Origin of the sequence: Streptomyces sp. NPDC046716 (assembly GCF_040645755.1) — a bacterium.
GTDB lineage: Bacteria > Actinomycetota > Actinomycetes > Streptomycetales > Streptomycetaceae > Streptomyces.
This window is the reverse complement of the sequence record NZ_JBEYYU010000001.1, coordinates 297,332-313,650: the sequence shown is the minus strand read 5'-3', so window position 1 is coordinate 313,650 and position 16,319 is coordinate 297,332. Positions and strand designations below refer to the sequence as shown.

Below are 16,319 nucleotides of genomic sequence, written 5' to 3'. Positions count from 1 at the left end.
AGCGGGGTCTGGTGCGTCGAGATGCAAGGCGGAGGAGGGCGTCAACGCGGAGCGTTGGCAACCGACGACAACGCCGCAGGTCGGCGTGCCAGACCCCGCGCCCGCGACAAGATCCGCCGGACAGGCCCTAGTCGCCCTCCAGATGAAGTTCCAAGGTCGTGGCCTCCGCGCAGCGCTCGGCCAGTTCGCGAACCTTCTCCAGGACGTCTCGCTCCCGCTGCTCCTTCACGAGGTCACGGGTGACGTCGATTTCGGAGAGGAACTGGGGCATCTCCACCGACGTGAGGATCTGGCTGCGGTACGGATCCACCCGGTTCAGCATCGGCAGACTGCTCGTCGCGCACAGCGCGGAAAACAGGTCACCCCTGTCCTGCACGGATGCCACCGAGGTCAGCCGACGCTTCTTCGAGCTCGTCCCGCGCTGCTCGACCTCCACCAGCACCACGTCCACACCCATCCCACAAACCCTTCCGAGATCCGCGGCGGACGCCTGCCGGCAGCCTTACGCCGCCCGTGTGCCGCGACGCCTTGAGAGGACCGCCCTCGAACGCGCCTCCGGTATCGCTGTGGCACCGAACCGGCCAGTCTATCCGCGACGGGCAGGCGCCTTCCGCGCGCCGATGGTGTGCTGACCGTTAAGTGCTGGGCAGCGGGGGCCGGCCAAAAACGGCTTGTCCCACGAGCGCTGCCCGCCCTATGGTCGGATCACTTTGACGAGACGTTCCCCGGAAACACGCCGCAGAGCGGGAGCGTCCCACCTCGCTGAGGTGCCGGAGGGGCGGCAGCTGTCTTTGTCGACCCTTCCTTTCGGAGGTTTCCTTCATGAACGTCGGTATCGGCCTGCCCATCGGCGACCCGACCACCCTCCTCACCTGGGCCCAGCGCGCTGACGCCGGGCCCTTCAGCACACTCGGCCTGCTCGACCGGCTCGTCTACCACAACCCCGAACCGCTGGTAGCGCTCGCCGTCCTGGCGGGCGCCACGTCCCGCATCCGTATCCAGACCGAGGTACTGCTCGCCCCGCTGCGCGACACCGCTCTGCTCGCCAAGCAGGCCGCCACGCTGGACCGCATGTCCGGTGGCCGTCTCGTCCTCGGTCTGGGAGTCGGCGGCCGGGACGACGATCACCAGGCGACCGGCACCGACATACACACCCGCGGCCGTCGCCTCGACGAGCAGATGGCGGTCATGCGCCGCCTCTGGTGCGGCGAGCCGTACGCGGACGGGGTGGGCCCGATCGGCCCCGCCCCGGCCCGACCGGGCGGCCCCGAGGTGCTCTTCGGTGGATTCAAGCCCGCCGCGCTCGAACGCGTCGCCCGCTGGGGCGACGGTTTCCTCGCCGCCGCGGCGCCCTCGTGGGCAGGCGGACTGTTCCACACCGTCCGCACCTTCTGGAAGGAGTACGGGCGCGACGGCGCCCCGCGCATCGTCGCCCAGGTGAACGTCGCCCTCGGCCCCCAACACGTGGTCGACGACGCCCGGGCCACCATGCACGCCTACTACACCTTCACCGGCATGGCCGACCAGATGGTCGCCGGGCTGCTCACCACGCCCGCCGAGATCAGCGATGCGATCGCCCGCTTCACCGACCTCGGCGCCGACGAGGTCATGCTCTACTGCCACGGCCTCGACCCCAGCCAGGTAGACCGTCTCGCCGACGTTCTGTGACGGCGTAGGCGAGCACCGTGGCACGGCCGCCGACTTCGGTTCAGCAGGCGACGCCGACACGGTCAGGATGTACTGCCCCTCGGGGGACGACGAGATCATCCCCCGAGGGCGCAGGAAGCATCACCAGGCCGTCCGTGTACGGCACTTGGCGACCCGGAGCGCGCAGCACTTGTCCACCATCCGGTGCGCGTCCCAGCTTCCCGAAGAAGGACGGGAAGCCGAACTCCCGAACTCCCGCTTCAGAAGTCCGCGTCGACGCCGTAGGTGCGGACCGCGAGTACACGGTCGATGGGCTCCACCAGTTGCCCGCGAGCGGTGGCCAGCAACTGGGCGGGGACGTCGCCCGCGAGGAGGCCGTCGATGTAGGCCAGGGCCTGCGCCGGGGACAGGCCGGACACCCTGCGGCGCAAGCCGCGTACAGCGGTCATGCGTCCGCCGGGCGTCTCTGCTGTTGCGCGGAGGCCGTCGTGGAGGTCATCCAGCGGAGTACGCACGGGCAGCCCCCGGATGCGAGCCCGGTAGTCGTCCTCCCATGCGCCCTGGATCTCGGAGAGCGCTCCGATGGAGTGGAGGCCACCGTCGACGCGGTCGACCAGATAGGGGCCGTGTCCTATCAGCATCGCGGCCGGGTCGCGGGTCCGTGCCCACTCCTCGGACTGGACGTACACCTTCCAGACGAGCTCGTGCTCGTCCACCTCCACGACCACCACACGCGGATACGCGTCGAAACCCGCTGCGACCCACGCCTGGTGCTCACGCTCCAGCTCTTCCTCGACACGCCGCACTGCCTCATCCCGTCCGGTCACCCCCGCAGCATCACGCACTCCATCCGACGACCGCCAGGGGAATTCCACCGAAGGGCACCCCATCGATGAGGTCCTCACGCACCGAGTCGAGTTCCGCGCCGCCGTGGAAGTCGGATGCGCAAACGATCCCCGCGCGGGGCCGGAACCCTAGCCGTCACATGAGGCAAGCTCACCGATGGGGCGGCTCGGCCAGCGAGAGGCTGTTCCCGTCGGGATCCAGTACGACGACGTGGCGTACGCCGTTGCCGTAGGTCTCGACCGGTTCGTGATCGATCCTGTGCACGGCGAGTCGGGCCAGAATGTCGTCGAGGTCGTCGACGCCGAGCGTGATCATGGCACCGCCTACGCGCTCGGCGCGCATGTCCCGGTCGTCGATGACGAGCCATGCGTTCTCGCCGAGCTGCCACAGGTATTCCTCGCCCATGATCTCGTCGGCGGGGCGTCCGAAGAACGCCGCGTACCATGCGCGTGCCTTGATCCGGTCACTCACACACATGACGGTGTACAGGTCCACCAGGGTCACTCCTCACAGTCGTTCCGGAAACAGGACCACTTCTGCGACCGGAACTCATCGCATGCTGCCCCGGTCCGGCGGCGCGCGACCGGCGTAGGTGCGGATGAGTCACTGCCCGATGCGGATCACGCCTAAAGGTCCTCGTGCGAACGAGGCCGCACGCTCTCCGCGTCGAGTGCGCTGATCCCCGCTCGCACGCGCAGCGCGTCCGGCCCCGTCGTGACGTCGAGGCCGGAGATCTCGGCCGCGCGGCGCAGCCGGTAGTCGACGGTGTTGGGGTGCACGCGCAGTTCCTGTGCGGTGCGCCTGCGGTCGAGCCCGCAGCGCAGGTAGGCGCGCACGGTGTCCAGCAGTTCGGGTCGGGCGGTCAACGGCCTGATGAGGCCGGCCAACTCGTCCCGGGCCGGTCCGGGACGCATCAGCTGGTACTCCAGCAGCACGTCGGGCAGCCGGTACAGTCCCGGCGGCCGTGTCGATGCCGCCGCCACCCAGCGCACCTCACGGGCCAGTGTCACGGCGGCGGGAATGTCCTTCGGGGCGGCGGACGCGCCGCCCGCCATGATGTGCGCCCCGGCGATCCGTTGCATGTGCGCGACGGCGGTGGCCAGTCGTTCCCAGTCCTGGCCGGTGACCCGGTCCGGGCCCGTGCGGCACGGGATCAGCGCCACACCGCCGTCGCCGGACAGCGCGGACAGGACGGTGCCGTCGACATGCCGGTTGAGTTCGACGCGCAGCCGACGCAGCTTGCGCTTGGCCGCGATGACCGGGCTGACCCCGTCGAGCGCCTCGTCGGGATGCGCGCCGACCGCGAGGTCCAGGACCAGATAGCAGGGAGGGACGTCCAGCCCCCAGCGGGCCGCGGTACCCAGGACGTCCGTGCCGTCGACGAGCGCGGTCAGCATGGCTTGCCGCGCGGACTGGTCCTCGCCCAGGACCGCCTGCCGCTCGGCGAAGAAACCGGCGACCACGGTGACCGTCATACGTTCCAGGAACTGCAGCACCAGCACGGTCGCGGCCTGCACGTGCTCCAGATCGTCGGCCGTGGCATGGGCGAGCATCTGCTGCAGGCATTCCTGCGCGCCGACGTGGTACGCCCGCACCACCGCCTCGACGGGCACTCCCTCCTCGGCGCGCTTGGCGGCCGACTGACGCAGCGCCAGGAGTTGGCTCTCATCGGGCGGCCGGCCCGTGCGGAGCATCGCGGCGAAGGAGCTGATGCCCTGCTCGACGACGCGTTGGATCTCGCCGCGGAGCTGCTCGCCGGGCATCGTGTCGTACACCGGCACGTGGTCGACGAGTCGGTCCAGGACACGACCGGCGAGTGCGGGGAGGGCGTCGCTGAGGCGCTGGTGGAGGTCGACGCCGTCGAAGGCCAGTTGCTGCTCCACCCCGCCCTCACCCTCGTACTCCATTGCCGCCTGTCGCCCGCCCCGAGATCGTCCATGCGCAGAGGTAGCCAAAGTCGCTGGACCGGGGCGGGACGTCAAGAGCGCGGCGGGGTGTGTGAGAGAGGTCTCCGGACCGCTGCTCCTTGTGACAGGTCACAAACGACACTCGGCAGGTCTGGACGACAGCTGGGGTCCATGAGGTGGTCGATGCCTCAGTCTTCGTGTGGAGCGCTGCACGGGCCCGCCGCGGACCGCGCTCCCCGCCGTGTTCGCCGCCGCCCCGCATTCCCTGGAGACCCGCATGTCAGTGACCGAGCCGTCCACGCGCAAACTCCGCAAGAGCCTGACCGTCGCGGCGGCCTGCGCCGCCACCGCTCTCACCTTCTCGGCGGCGGCGCCGACCCAGGCCGACGACACGCCCAAGCTGCGCGAGGGAGGCGTGCCGGAGGCTCTCTGGAACTACGTCAGCTCGCCCGGGGCAGTGCCCGGCGCGAACGACTGGTCGTGCAGGCCCAGCGCCGAGCACCCCGAGCCTGTCGTCATGCTGCCGGGCACCTTCTTCAACCTCGGCGCGAACTTCGTGAAGGCGGCGCCTCGGCTGAAGAACGCGGGCTACTGCGTCTACGCCCTGAACTACGGGTCTCCCTCGGCCGCGTCGGCGGGCTCGGTCCCAACCGTGAATCGGCGGCGCAGCTCGACGCGTTCGTGGACAAGGTCCTCGCGTCCACGGGCTCGGCCAAGGTGAACATCATCGGGCACTCACTCGGCGGCAGCGTCCCGATGTGGTGGATGAAGAAGATGGGCGGCGCGCAGAAGGTCGACAAGTATGTCGGCTGGGCCCCGAGTTCGCACGGCACGAACCTCGACGGGATCGTCGACCTCGGCAACCAGCTGAATCTCATGGGCTTCGTGACGCACCTGTCGAACGTCGCCCGCTTTCCGGGTGTCATCGAGCAGACGAACACCTCGGACTACACCCGCGAGATGTGGTCCGACGGCGACACCGTCCCCGCCGGTCCGCGCTACACGGTCGTCATGACGAAGTACGACACCGTCGTCACGCCGTACGCCACGCAGGCCCTCAAGGGTGAGGACGTCGACAACGTGGTCCTGCAGGACGTCTGCCCGACCGACCGCGCCGGGCACATCGGGCTCTTCAACGACGATCCGACGCTGCAGATCACCATGAACGCCCTGGCGGACGGGCCGTCGGACTTCAAGCCGGTGTGCCGCGGGTTCGGTCTCCAGCTCCTGTGAGCCGACGCCGCCGGGAGGGAGCCGAGGAGACCGCCCGCTAAGCCCTTGCGGGTGTCCTCGGCGCACCGGCCGTGGTCTCCCGGCTCGGCGTCGCGCATGTGACCGGCCTCAGGCGGCGGCCGGACCCGCGCTCCGTGCCTGGACCCTCTGATTCTGCAGGCCGGTCAGGGTCCGCACGAAGGCGACGGCGACACCGGCCGCCACGATGTCGAGCGAGTCGGCGAAGATCACCAGCCCGGTGGCCGACGTGGTCTCCTCCAGCGTCTCGGCACTGTCGTACATGTTGGCCGCGAACCGCCCGATCAGCAGATCGCCCAGCCACAGGAACCACCACAGGTCGACCATCCAGGCCCGCCCGCGCCCGAGTTCGGGTTCGGCGGCGCTGGCGTGCCAGGTGTCGAGCGCGATGCGGCGCGGGAACCAGAGGCTGACGACCGGGACGAAGAAGCCGAAGATCGCCCAGGCCCGCGCCTTGCTCTGCCCGGACGGCAGGAACACGTGGGCGTTGTCGCGCACCCGCAGGAACCAGGCGATGAAGCCGGCCGCCGAGGCGGCCAGGGCCAGCAGCTGGATCCGGCCCGACCAGACGTACAGCTCGTCGACGCGCCGCGCGTCGGCGCTGTCGAGCCGGGACCAGTCACCGGTCGCCGCGTCGGCCAGGAACCGGTACTCGCCGATTCCCGCGAGCACCGACGCGAGATCGGACGCGGCGACCAGGCACAGCAGGGCGACGGCCAGCGTGGCGAGCCCGTTCGGCGAGCGGAGCAGCGCCCAGCGGGCCCCCGGGTCGTACGGTGCGGACGGTGCCCGCGGCGGCAGCGGCGCGTCCGCGACCGGTTCGGGTCCCGGCGCGGGCGTCAGCTCCGCGACCACGGCGGCCGCACACCGGGAGCACAGCCCGTCCTCGACCAAGGCCTGGTTCTTCCCGCATCTCTTGCACAGCACAGCCGTGCACCCTCCCCAGGGACCGCCGCGTTCCCTTCCGGCCCCCCGGCCGCGCGACCTGCGAACACTACCCCAGAACAGCCGCGCAGCGAGCTGACGGACTGCTACGACCACGGTCGGCTCAGCATTGTGGAAGCCCCCATCGCGGGAGCCCAGCACCGCACCGCTCCCCTACTCCTGACTCCCGTCCACCACCCCTGTCGAACCTGTACCGTACGCTCATCTTGAACACGTTCAATTCTGCGAGTCGAGCGAGTCGACGGAGCAACGGACCTACGAGATCGGTGCGATGCGCATGAACCATCCGGCCGGAGCCGACCCGCATGCCGCCCGGCGTGCCGGGCCTGCGCGGAAGCAGTGGCACGGGGCCGTCGCGCGCGGTGCCATCGCCCTCGTGTGGTTCTACGAAGGATGGTGGTGCAAGGTCTGGCCGGGTCGGGCGGACCAGCGCGCCATCGTCGGGGACGTACCGTTCCTCGCCGACGGAGCGCAGACGGCGGCCCTGGTGGCCATCGGCCTCGCCGAGGTGGCGCTCGGACTCTGGGTGCTCACCGGACGGCGGGCGCGCAGCGCCGCCGTCGTCCAGACGGTCCTCGTAGCGGGATTCAACGCCGGTGGCCTGCTGTTCAGCCCCGGACAGATCCAGGAGCCCGGGCGGATGCTCACGCAGAACCTGGCCTTCGTCGTTCTGATCTGGATGGTGTCCCGGAAGTCGGAGGAGGCGGTGGGCCAATGAGCAGCACCCCCTGGGCACAGGGCCGGATCACCGGCACGACCGGCGGGCCCCGCCTGCTGTTCGGCCGGATGTACGAGGACTGGGGCATCGAACTCCGTGCCCTGCCCACGAGCGGCGCACGGGTGCTGTGCATCGCCTCCGCGGGCGACACCGCCGCCGCTCTGCACCGCGCCGGTCACGACGTGACGGCCGTGGACCTCAACCCCGTACAACTCGCCTACGCGCAGCGGCGACTTGCGGGAGGTGAGACCGTCGAGGGCTCCGCCGAGCGGCTGATGCGGCTGGGCCGAGGCGCGGCCGCCGCCCTGCTCCCGGGCTGGCGCGAGCCCGCTCTGCGCACCTTCCTCACCCTCGACGACCCGGCGGAACAAGTGCGGCGCTGGCGCGCGGACCTGGACACCCCGGGGCTGCGCCGACTGATGCGACTCGCCCTGCGACCGAGCGGCGCCCTCGCCGTGACGGTGCGTCCGTCGTTCGCGGCGGTGATCCCCGCGCGCTTCGACGTCGTACTCCGACGACGTCTGGAACGTGCTGTCACCGGCCATCCCAACGCCCGGAATCCCTGGCTGTGGCGGCTGCTGGCGGGTACCGAGAACCCGCGCACGGAGCCGCCGTTGGCGCCCGGGGTCCGGCTTGCCGAAGGTGATGTCGTGGACCTCATGGAGCGGGCGCCACGCGGGAGCTACGACGCCGTGACGCTCTCCAACGTGCTCGACGGGCCGGGCCCGGCCTTCGCCCACCGGCTGCGCGCCGCCGTACGGCACGCCGTCCGCCCCGGCGGCGTCGTCGTCCTGCGCAGCTTCCGCGAACCCGGACCGGCCGGCGCGGGCTGGGCAGCCCAGGACCGCTCCGCGCTGTGGGGTGTCGTCCGCGTGGTCCGCCTGGGCGTGGACCCGGCCGGAACCGACGACGTGAGGATCGAACCGTGCGACATCTGATACAGCGTCATCCCATAGCGATGCGCACTCACTTCGCGCACTCGCTCGTCCTGACGTACGCCCTGCCCGCCGAGGTGCTGTGTCCACTCGTGCCGCCCGCCCTCGAACTCGACACGTATCGCGCGGGTGCACAGGAACCGCTGTACGGTTTCGTGGCCGCCGCCCTCGTCGACACCCGGGCCCTGCGACCGGCCGGCGTGCCCGCCCGGTTCGGCCGCGACTTCCTGCTGACCGGATACCGCGTCTTCACCCGCTTCCCGACCCCCGGCGGGCGGACCATGCGCGGTCTGCGCATCCTGCGCAGCGACACCGACACCCGCCTGATGCGGTCCGGCGGCAATCTGCTCACCCGGTACAACTACCGCCTGGCGCGCATCGGTTCAGCCGTCACGGACGGCACCCTGGAGTTCCGCGTCGACAGCGCCGACGGGCACGCCGACCTCACAGTCCGTGCCGACCTCCGCGGCGGCCCTGCGCCGCTCCCGCCCCAGAGCCCGTTCGCGGACGAGCGCGCGGCCCGCCGCTTCGCCGGACCACTCCCCTACACCTTCGAATGGGAACCCCAGACCCGCTCCGTGATCGTCGTCAAAGCGACCCGTACCCAGTGGGAGCCGCGGCCCGTCCGCGTCGAGGTGGACCGGCTGACCTTCTTCGACCACGGTCCGCTCGCCCGCACGCGGCCCGTCCTGGCCAACGCCTTCCACGTCGCCGGCGTCGACTACGGCTGGGAGCGCGGCGTGCGCCGCGGCGAGAACGGCGAGACACCATGACCACCCGTCACTCCGGCGTCCGTGACGTCGTCGCCTACAACTGGCCGCAGTACGCGGCCGGACTGACCACCGCCATCGCCTCGGCCGCCCTCGCCCACCGCCTGCCCGGCCCCCTGCGCCGCCTCGCCCGTGCCGGATCCGCCATGGCCCTCACTCTCCTCGGCACCGCCACCGCGGCGAGCTGGTACGTCTACGACCGCTCAGAGTTGTACGGCTACGACTGGCTGGCGGCACTTCTGCCGGGCACTCCGTCCGCCTGTGTCGTGGTCGGCACCGGCCTCGACGAGGTGAGCGCTCCCCTCGCCGCGCGCTGGCCCACCGCACGGCTCCGCGCCATCGACCTGTACGACCCGGCCCTGACGGACGAGGGCTCCATCCGCCGCGCCCGGCGCCGCGTCCCGCCACCCGCACACGCCGTGCCCGGCCGCCCCGACGCACTGCCGGCTCCCTCCGCCGATGCGGACGCCGTCCTCCTGGTCTTCGCCGCGCACGAACTGCGTCGCGCCCGGGACCGGGAACACCTCTTCGCGGAATGCGCCCGTCTGCTGCGACCGGGCGGCACGCTCCTGCTGGCCGAACACCTCAGGAACGTACCGAACACGGCCGCCTTCGGCCCCGGTGCCTGGCACTTCCTGCCCCGCGCGGAATGGCTCCGGCTCGCCGCCCACACCGGACTGCGGCACCAGGCCGAGCGCCGCGTCGCGCATCTGGTCACGGCGTTCGCCTTCACGAAGGAGCGGTCATGACCCAACTCCTCACCCTGACTGGGCAGATGCGCCTCGTCGGGCTCGCCCTCATCCTGATGGGCCTGGTGCACGCCGTGCTGCCCCGCGTGCTCGGCTGGCCCGGGGACCTGCGCGCCAGCAGCCTGCTCACCCGTCAGGTCTCCTACGCCCACCTGTTCTTCATCGGGCTGACCTGCGCCCTGCTCGGCGCCCTCCCCCTGGCCTTCGCCCCGGACCTGCTCACCGGCGCGCCCCTCCCGACGTTCCTGCTCTGCGCCCAGACCCTGTTCTGGGGGCTGCGCTGGATCATGGAGTTCGCCTACTTCTCCCCGCGCCTGTGGCGCGGCCATCGCCTGCGCACCGCGGGCCATGCGGCGCTGGCGGTGCTGTGGACCTGGGTGACGGGAGTCTTCGTGGTGGCGGCGACGCGGACGCTGGGGTGACCGGTCAGTGAGAGCTGCCGGAAGCGGCGATGTCGAAATACAGCGTGCTCTTCCGGATGAGGTGCGCCGAGTAGACGAAGCCGAGTCCGGGCCTGCCGCGATACGTGGCGACGCTCTGGCTCGAGAGATCGACCACGACAGGCCGTGCCATGCAGGCGAAGGCGACGCGCTGCTGAGCCTTGGCCCACTGCGCCGCCGCGGGGTCGACCTGGTTGCTGATCAGGACCGGGAAGGCGCCGATACCGGCCTGCATGCCCAGCGGCCTGCCTCCCTTGGTGGCCTTGGCGTACCACAAGGTCTGTTCCGTGAACGTGGCGATGTGCGCGACGGTGATCTCCGGTACCACCGCGGCGAGGGTGAACAGGTCCAGCCTCGTCGCCATCCAGCGCAGACGGAAGTCCGAACGCCTCCCCACCAGGACGCGCGAACCGGACCAGTCCTGGTGGTCCGTCACGCAGCCGTCCGCGACCAGACGGCGCTCCAGAGATTCGAAGTACGCGTCAGGTACGAACGGGCCGGCATGTGTTGTCATGCACGGATCCTAGAAGTTCGTATCTGACAGGGCCTGCCGGCCCCCGGCCCGTCCTCGTCGGCTTCGGAAGGATGGCGTCCGCCGACGGGGACGACCTGCTCACCGTCGGGGACGTACCGCACGCCTTGCGGTTTCCCCGGCTGGCGGCGGTGGTGGTCCACCATGGCGGGGTCGGCACCTCCGCTGCCGCGCTGCGCGCCGGAGTGCCCGCGGTCACCGTACCGGTGACCGCGGACCAACCGTTCTGGGCGGGACGACTGGCAGCCACCGATCCCATCCCCTTCCGGTTCCTCAGCGCAGAACAGCGGCATACAGCCGAGCCGCTGCGCGCAAGCGGGGCCCGCCCTTCTCACTGAGCCGCTACTCGTCGTCCCCCGGACCTGCGGAACCGGTCAGTGGCCGTCGACCGTCCCGGACAGTTCGTTGGTGCCCTTCGGCAGGGTGACGGACGTCAGCTTCTCGCCCGAGTCCAGGTCGAAGGCGTGCAGTTGGCGCTTGCCCGGTTCGGAGACGTACGCCGTGTGGTCGCGGACGAACAGGGTGGGCCTGGGCTGCTGCCAGTCCAGGGGCTCGGTCCAGCCGCCGACCGCTTCGATCTTCTTCTCCACCTTGCCGGTCTCGGGGTCGATGACGTGGAGGACACCGTCGGTGCCGAGCACGAGTGCTTCGCCGTGCGGGCCGCGGGCGAGCGAACGGAAGGAGTAGCTGGTGTCGAGGTCGACCAGCTTCATCTTCGCCGTGCGGGTGTCGATCAGCGATATGCGGGTGGGTCGTTCCAGTTCCGCCTCGGGGTCGGTCTTGTAGTCGCCCAGGAGGATCGGGGAGACGTCGCTGCCGGCCTGGTTGCCGGTGCGGGCGTAGTCGTCGGGGGCGTCGACCTTGGTGAACTTGCCGTTCTTGTAGAGCAGGACGCCGTCCTCACAGCCGAGACCGACCACCTCTCCCTTGGCGGCGGCCTCGCCGTGGACGCCGGGGCAGTTCTCGGCGCGGGCGATCTCCTTGTTGTCCTTGTCCAGGACGAGGGCGCCGGTGCGCTTCTCCTCGGTGCCCAGGGTGGTGACGAGTTCGCCGTCGGCCAGTTCGATGGCCACGCCGTGGTGGGCTTCGGCGGAGGTGTAGCTCCGGCTCTCCGGCTGCTTCCCGCCGGCCAGGTCCGCGGGATCGAAGACGTTCGTCTCGCCCGTGCCGTCGGTGAAGAGGGCCGTCCTGCCGGCGTGCCGCACGACGTGACCGGGCTTGGAACCCTTGAACTGGGCGTCCGTGAAGGTCTGCTGGGCCGCGTCGAACACGCGGAAGCCGGTGTCGGTGGAGATGACGACGTGGTCCTCGTCGCCCGCCGGGCTGACCCGGTTGAAGCCGGGCAGTTCGACCGTCTTCGCCAACTTGAGGGTCTCGCCGTCGAGGATGTAGAGGCCCCCGTCGTAGGAGGCGACCAGCGGATTCCTGACCGTGGCGGTCTCGCCGGCCTTCGTCTGCTTCTTCGGCTCGGCGTCGGCCGAGGCGTCGCCGCTGCCGCCGCCGCAGGCGGTCAGCGCCATGGACGCCGTCAGGGCGAGGGCGGTGCCCGTGAGCATGCTGGCGCGTGTCGACCTGTTCATCATGTGTATGTCCTCTCCGGCCCTGTGGGCACGGGGTTGTGGGGTGAAGCGGCCGGCGATCGCTATGCCGGCCCTGGGGGAAACTGGTCGGTCACCGGCGGGTCACGTCGCGGTGAGGCTCCCGGCGATGGCCGAGGTGTTGGCGCGCATCATTTCCAGGTAGGTGCCCGCGCCTCTGCCCTTCTCGGTCAGCGACTCGGAGTACAGCGGGACGACGTTCACGTCGTCGCCCATCTCCTGGCGGAGGACCTCGGCGAGCCGGGTGGGCTGGGAGGAGTCGGCGAAGACGGTGCGCACCTTGGCCTTCTCCATGGCCTGGGTGAGGGCATGCAGGTCGGCGGAGCTGGGCGAGGCGAGTGAGGTGCCGCTGGGAATGACCGCGCCGATCACCCGGAAGCCGAACCGGTCGGCGAGGTACCCGAAGACGTGATGGTTGGTCACCAGGGAGCGGCGGTCCTCGGGAACGGCCGCGAAGGACTTCTCCATCCACGCGGTGAGGTCGGCGAGTCGGCCGTCGTAGCGCTCTGCGTTGTCCCGGACGGCCTTCTCGTTCACGCCGTCGACGTGCCGGACCACCTGGTCGGCGATCAGACCGGCTGCCTTGCGTACGCGGTCGGGGTCGGTCCAGAAGTGCGGGTCCGGCTCACCGGCCTCGTCGTCGGGGCCGCCCTCCTCCCCGGTGTGGAAGGTGAGGGGATCGCTCGCCTCACCGGCCGCGAAGGTGGCCACGCCCGATGCGCGGGCCGCTTCCACGTGCCGCAGCACGTTCTCCTCCAGGCCCAGGCCGTTGTGGACGACCAGGTCCGCGTTCTCCAGGTCGGCGGCCTGCACGGCCGACAGGCCGAAGGAGTGCGGGTCGGCGTTGGGCTTCATCAGGACGCTGACGTCCGCCTCGTCGCCGACGATCTCCCGGGTGATGTCTCCGAGGATGTTGGTCGTCACCACGACCCGGGGCCGCTCGTCGCCGCCCGCGCAGCCGGTCGCCGTACCGGCGACGACGAAGAAGGTGATCAGGGCCAGCAGCAGGGCGCGCGCTCGCGCTGCCCGCACACGTGCGCTCATCGGCCCGTCTCCACCATCAGGGACGGCCGGAGGTCCAGGTCGAAGGTGCGGGCGACTCGGAGTCCGTCGTTGTAGTCGATCTCGTACACGCGCCTGCCCGCGGGATCGTTGAGATAGGCACGGCTCCGGTCGACCTCGATCACCGGGGCGGCGGCCTTGCCTGCGGCGGAGGCCTCGGGGAGATGCTTCAGCAGTGGTTCGGTGACCTTGGTCTCCTTGCCTGTGGATATGTCGTAGCCGTGCAGGGCTCCGTCGGTTTCCAGGACGACCAGCGGCGAGCCCTCGCCGGCGGTGTTGGCGGCGACCACCGGGCCTGTCTCCACTCGCGTCCATGCGCCCTCGGTGACATCGAGGACCCAGACGGCGTCCTCGCCCGCGGGCGCCGTGAGCGTGCTGCTGCCCGGACGGTGCCGGAATTCCGTGGCCCGCTCCTCCGTCGGCACGTCCTCGCCGTACGGGATCTTCTCCGCGCTGAAGGTGCCGTCGTCCTCGTCGATGAGCAGGGCCCCGTCGGCGCAGCCGATGACGATCCCGCGCCGGGTGACGGCGTCGCCCTTCGGGTCCCGGCACTCGGACTTCACAGCGGCGACGCGCTTGCCGGACCGGTCGAGCACGTCGGCCTTCGCGGGAGCGTCGCCGTCGCGGGTGAGGGTGATCAGGTGTTCCGCGTAGGGCACGACGGGCCCCGCGTAGGTGCCCGGGAGCCGGTCGGGCGTACCGAGAGTGCCGTTCTCCAGGTCGGCGCGGGGATGAACGCCCGCCTTGCCGTCCGCTGTGGTGACGACCGTCACGCCCGCATCGCTGCGGATGCTCGCGCCGGTGCCGCCCGGGAGTTCGCCCGCCTCCTTGATCTTGGCGCGGTAGTAATGGACATGGTCTCCGTGGTCGACCATCCACGCGCCGCTGTCGAGGACGTGTGTGCCGTCCGCGCCGTGGAAGTAGCCGAATCGGCCGTCTGTGGTGAGTGCGGTGACACCAGGTGTGCGGGCGGTGTCATGGATTTTGCCGGTGATCAGGTCCAGCACACGGGTGTCGCCGGTACCGGGATCGGCGAGGAGGAGCCGGGACTGCTGCTCGGCGGCCTCGGCGGCGCCTTCGACGTAGCCGTGGGGAGTTGCGGAGGAAGTGGGCTTCGCCGAGCCGGACTTGGCGTCGCCCTGGTCTGCGCAGCCCGCGGTCAGCAGGGTCACGGACAGGAGCGCGGGCACCAGCGGGGTGACGTTCTTTCGGACGAACAAGGAGATCGCCTCAGGTTTCGTTCGGTCGGGTCGTGGGGGTGTTCGCGGTGAAGGTGACGGCACGGGCGGGAAGACCGGCGCGGCGCGCACGGCGGCGGTGCCGGAACCCGGACGCCAGGTGGGACAGGAAGAAGAGACTGACCGCGAGGGCCGAGACGGTCGCGCCGGCCGCGGTGCTCAAGTGCCAGGAGAGCATCAGGCCGACGTAGGTGGCGGCCGCGCCGAGGCCCGCGGCGAGGACCATGACGCCGCGGACGCTGCGTGCCCAGGGCAGGGCCGCCGCCGGCGGGGCGATCAGCAGCCCGAGGACGAGCAGCGTGCCCACGATGTGGAAGGAGGCGACGATCGCCAGGGCCAGCAGGCCGAGCAGCACGGCGTGTGCCGGTCGGGGACGCAGGCCCAGCGTCCGGGCCTTGCGCTCGTCGAACGCAAGGGCCAGGAAGGCACGGTGACCCAGCACGGAGACGGCCAGCGCCAGCAGCAGCGCCACCCCGAGGAGGGCCAGGTCGCTCTCACGAACGGCGAGGACGTCACCGAAGAGGAACCCGGTGAGGTCCACGGCGAACGACTGCGAGCGCGACACGATGATCACGCCGAGGGACAGCATGCCGACGAAGAGCAGGCCGATACCGGTGTCCTGGGACAGTCTCGGCGTGCGGCCGAGCGCGGTGACACCGGCCGCCATGACGGCCGCGCTCATCACCGCCCCCACCAGCAGGTTTCCCCCGAGCAGCGCGGAGACCGCGACGCCCGGCAGGAGTCCGTGGGACATGGCGTCACCGAGGAAGGCCATTCCCCTCAGCACCACCCACGTCCCCGCGAGGGCGCATATCGCCGACACCAGGATCCCGGCCCACAGGGCCCGCTGCACAAAGGCCACCTCGAAGGGGGCCGTCAACCACTCCATACGCGCACCCTACAATGACAATCATGTTCAATAAACACCCGTCGACGCCTTCGCGCGACGAGCAACGGAACGGCCGCGTTCGGTTCAGCGATCTGGACGCGGGCTACCCGGGTCGTCCAGTACTCCGTCAACTCAGCGCGCGTATACCGGACTTGGCCATGACGGCGCTGGTCGGACCGAACGGCAGCGGGAAGTCCACGCTCCTCGGCGTCCTCGCCGGCACGATCGCCGTGACGTCCGGACAGCTCCGGTACGCGGACGGCCGCCCGCCGGCCTTCGTCCCGCAGCGCGGCGCCGTCGGCGACACCCTCCCCCTCACGGCACGGCAGACCGTGGAGATGGGCCGCTGGGAGGGGCGGGGGCTGTGGCGACGGCTGACCGCACAGGACCGGACCGTGGTCGACTCCGCCATGGAGCGACTGGGCGTCGCCGATCTCGCCGCGCGCCAACTCGGCGAGTTGTCCGGTGGGCAACGCCAGCGCGTCCTGATAGCCCAGGGTCTCGCCCAGCAGTCCGACCTGCTGCTCCTGGACGAGCCGACCACCGGGCTCGACCCCGAAGCCCGGGCACGCATCACGGCGCTGCTGACGGACCTGGTCGCGGACGGCACGACCGTCGTCCAGGCCACACACGATCTGGAGGCGGCGCGCTCGGCCGACGCCTGCCTGCTCCTCAGCGCGGGCCGGCTGGTCGGTCAGGGCTCCCCCGAGCAGGTCCTCACGCCGACGGCTCTGTCGCGGATCTGGCAGGCGACATGAAGCGACCGCTGCCCGAGGCGCCGACCGCGCGAGC

19 protein-coding genes and 1 pseudogene are annotated in these 16,319 nt (G+C 70.8%); 10 read left to right on the top strand and 10 right to left on the bottom strand.

Annotated elements, in window-relative coordinates:
* Positions 1–127 precede the first annotated feature (127 nt).
* Positions 128–457 (bottom strand): hypothetical protein, encoded by a 330-nt coding sequence (locus tag ABZ930_RS01505; RefSeq protein ID WP_361539621.1) that lies wholly within the window; start codon positions 455–457, stop codon positions 128–130.
* Positions 458–822: 365 nt separating this feature from the next.
* On the opposite strand from ABZ930_RS01505, the gene ABZ930_RS01500 reads away from it, so the two are divergent.
* The gene (locus tag ABZ930_RS01500) at positions 823–1,668 is read left to right on the top strand and encodes an LLM class flavin-dependent oxidoreductase (RefSeq protein WP_361539618.1); all 846 of its coding nucleotides are present in this window, start codon (positions 823–825) and stop codon (positions 1,666–1,668) included.
* 239 nt (positions 1,669–1,907) lie between these two features.
* Here the strand turns inward: ABZ930_RS01500 and ABZ930_RS01495 are convergent, their stop codons facing one another.
* From ABZ930_RS01495 to ABZ930_RS01485, 3 genes are all read right to left on the bottom strand, one after another.
* Positions 1,908–2,474, bottom strand: a complete 567-nt coding sequence (locus tag ABZ930_RS01495) for a YrhB domain-containing protein (RefSeq protein WP_361539615.1) — start codon at positions 2,472–2,474, stop codon at positions 1,908–1,910.
* Between the two features lie 169 nt (positions 2,475–2,643).
* Positions 2,644–2,988 (bottom strand): VOC family protein, encoded by a 345-nt coding sequence (locus ABZ930_RS01490; protein ID WP_361539612.1) that lies wholly within the window; start codon positions 2,986–2,988, stop codon positions 2,644–2,646.
* 131 nt (positions 2,989–3,119) lie between these two features.
* The gene (locus ABZ930_RS01485) at positions 3,120–4,400 is read right to left on the bottom strand and encodes a helix-turn-helix domain-containing protein (protein ID WP_361539609.1); all 1,281 of its coding nucleotides are present in this window, start codon (positions 4,398–4,400) and stop codon (positions 3,120–3,122) included.
* 277 nt (positions 4,401–4,677) lie between these two features.
* On the opposite strand from ABZ930_RS01485, the gene ABZ930_RS01480 reads away from it, so the two are divergent.
* Together ABZ930_RS01480 and ABZ930_RS01475 are read left to right on the top strand one after the other, a co-directional pair.
* Complete coding sequence (locus ABZ930_RS01480) at positions 4,678–5,121, top strand: hypothetical protein (RefSeq protein WP_361539606.1); 444 nt, start codon at positions 4,678–4,680, stop codon at positions 5,119–5,121.
* A complete protein-coding gene (locus tag ABZ930_RS01475; RefSeq protein ID WP_361539603.1) occupies positions 5,082–5,633 on the top strand; it encodes a hypothetical protein in 552 nt (183 codons plus the stop codon). Before ABZ930_RS01480 ends, ABZ930_RS01475 begins: the two co-directional genes overlap by 40 nt.
* A gap of 108 nt (positions 5,634–5,741) precedes the next feature.
* On the opposite strand, the gene ABZ930_RS01470 is transcribed toward ABZ930_RS01475, so the two are convergent.
* On the bottom strand, positions 5,742–6,578 hold the full coding sequence (locus tag ABZ930_RS01470; RefSeq protein ID WP_361539600.1) for a DUF4328 domain-containing protein: 837 nt from the start codon (positions 6,576–6,578) through the stop codon (positions 5,742–5,744).
* Positions 6,579–6,873: 295 nt separating this feature from the next.
* On the opposite strand from ABZ930_RS01470, the gene ABZ930_RS01465 reads away from it, so the two are divergent.
* Genes ABZ930_RS01465 through ABZ930_RS01445 form a run of 5 tightly spaced genes read left to right on the top strand, consistent with a single transcriptional unit; the run spans position 6,874 to position 10,190 of the window.
* Positions 6,874–7,314, top strand: coding sequence for a DoxX-like family protein (locus ABZ930_RS01465; RefSeq protein WP_361539597.1), 441 nt, complete (start codon positions 6,874–6,876; stop codon positions 7,312–7,314).
* Complete coding sequence (locus ABZ930_RS01460; RefSeq protein ID WP_361539594.1) at positions 7,311–8,252, top strand: DUF3419 family protein; 942 nt, start codon at positions 7,311–7,313, stop codon at positions 8,250–8,252. Before ABZ930_RS01465 ends, ABZ930_RS01460 begins: the two co-directional genes overlap by 4 nt.
* A 20-nt stretch (positions 8,253–8,272) precedes the next feature.
* The gene (locus tag ABZ930_RS01455; RefSeq protein WP_361539591.1) at positions 8,273–9,022 is read left to right on the top strand and encodes a DUF2071 domain-containing protein; all 750 of its coding nucleotides are present in this window, start codon (positions 8,273–8,275) and stop codon (positions 9,020–9,022) included.
* On the top strand, positions 9,019–9,768 hold the full coding sequence (locus ABZ930_RS01450) for a methyltransferase domain-containing protein (protein WP_361539588.1): 750 nt from the start codon (positions 9,019–9,021) through the stop codon (positions 9,766–9,768). The genes ABZ930_RS01455 and ABZ930_RS01450 overlap by 4 nt, the downstream gene beginning before the upstream one ends.
* Entirely contained in the window at positions 9,765–10,190 is a 426-nt protein-coding gene (locus tag ABZ930_RS01445) for a hypothetical protein (protein ID WP_361539586.1), read from the top strand. Before ABZ930_RS01450 ends, ABZ930_RS01445 begins: the two co-directional genes overlap by 4 nt.
* 4 nt (positions 10,191–10,194) lie before the next feature.
* On the opposite strand, the gene ABZ930_RS01440 is transcribed toward ABZ930_RS01445, so the two are convergent.
* Positions 10,195–10,722, bottom strand: coding sequence for a levansucrase (locus ABZ930_RS01440; RefSeq protein WP_361539583.1), 528 nt, complete (start codon positions 10,720–10,722; stop codon positions 10,195–10,197).
* A gap of 35 nt (positions 10,723–10,757) precedes the next feature.
* Here ABZ930_RS01440 and ABZ930_RS01435 point away from each other — a divergent pair.
* A pseudogene (locus tag ABZ930_RS01435) lies at positions 10,758–11,027 on the top strand (nucleotide disphospho-sugar-binding domain-containing protein); the annotation flags it as partial.
* 87 nt (positions 11,028–11,114) lie between these two features.
* Here ABZ930_RS01435 and aztD read toward each other — a convergent pair.
* The 4 genes from aztD to aztB form a co-directional block, all read right to left on the bottom strand.
* The gene (gene aztD, locus ABZ930_RS01430) at positions 11,115–12,320 is read right to left on the bottom strand and encodes a zinc metallochaperone AztD (RefSeq protein WP_361539650.1); all 1,206 of its coding nucleotides are present in this window, start codon (positions 12,318–12,320) and stop codon (positions 11,115–11,117) included.
* 102 nt (positions 12,321–12,422) lie between these two features.
* Positions 12,423–13,382: a zinc ABC transporter substrate-binding protein AztC gene (gene aztC / locus ABZ930_RS01425; protein WP_361539580.1), complete on the bottom strand. Its 960-nt coding sequence runs from the start codon at positions 13,380–13,382 to the stop codon at positions 12,423–12,425.
* A complete protein-coding gene (locus ABZ930_RS01420) occupies positions 13,379–14,620 on the bottom strand; it encodes a hypothetical protein (protein ID WP_361539577.1) in 1,242 nt (413 codons plus the stop codon). Before ABZ930_RS01420 ends, aztC begins: the two co-directional genes overlap by 4 nt.
* 10 nt (positions 14,621–14,630) lie before the next feature.
* Positions 14,631–15,527: a zinc ABC transporter permease AztB gene (gene aztB / locus ABZ930_RS01415; protein WP_361539574.1), complete on the bottom strand. Its 897-nt coding sequence runs from the start codon at positions 15,525–15,527 to the stop codon at positions 14,631–14,633.
* 14 nt (positions 15,528–15,541) lie between these two features.
* On the opposite strand from aztB, the gene aztA reads away from it, so the two are divergent.
* A complete protein-coding gene (gene aztA, locus ABZ930_RS01410) occupies positions 15,542–16,285 on the top strand; it encodes a zinc ABC transporter ATP-binding protein AztA (RefSeq protein ID WP_361539572.1) in 744 nt (247 codons plus the stop codon).
* Positions 16,286–16,319: the final 34 nt, after the last annotated feature.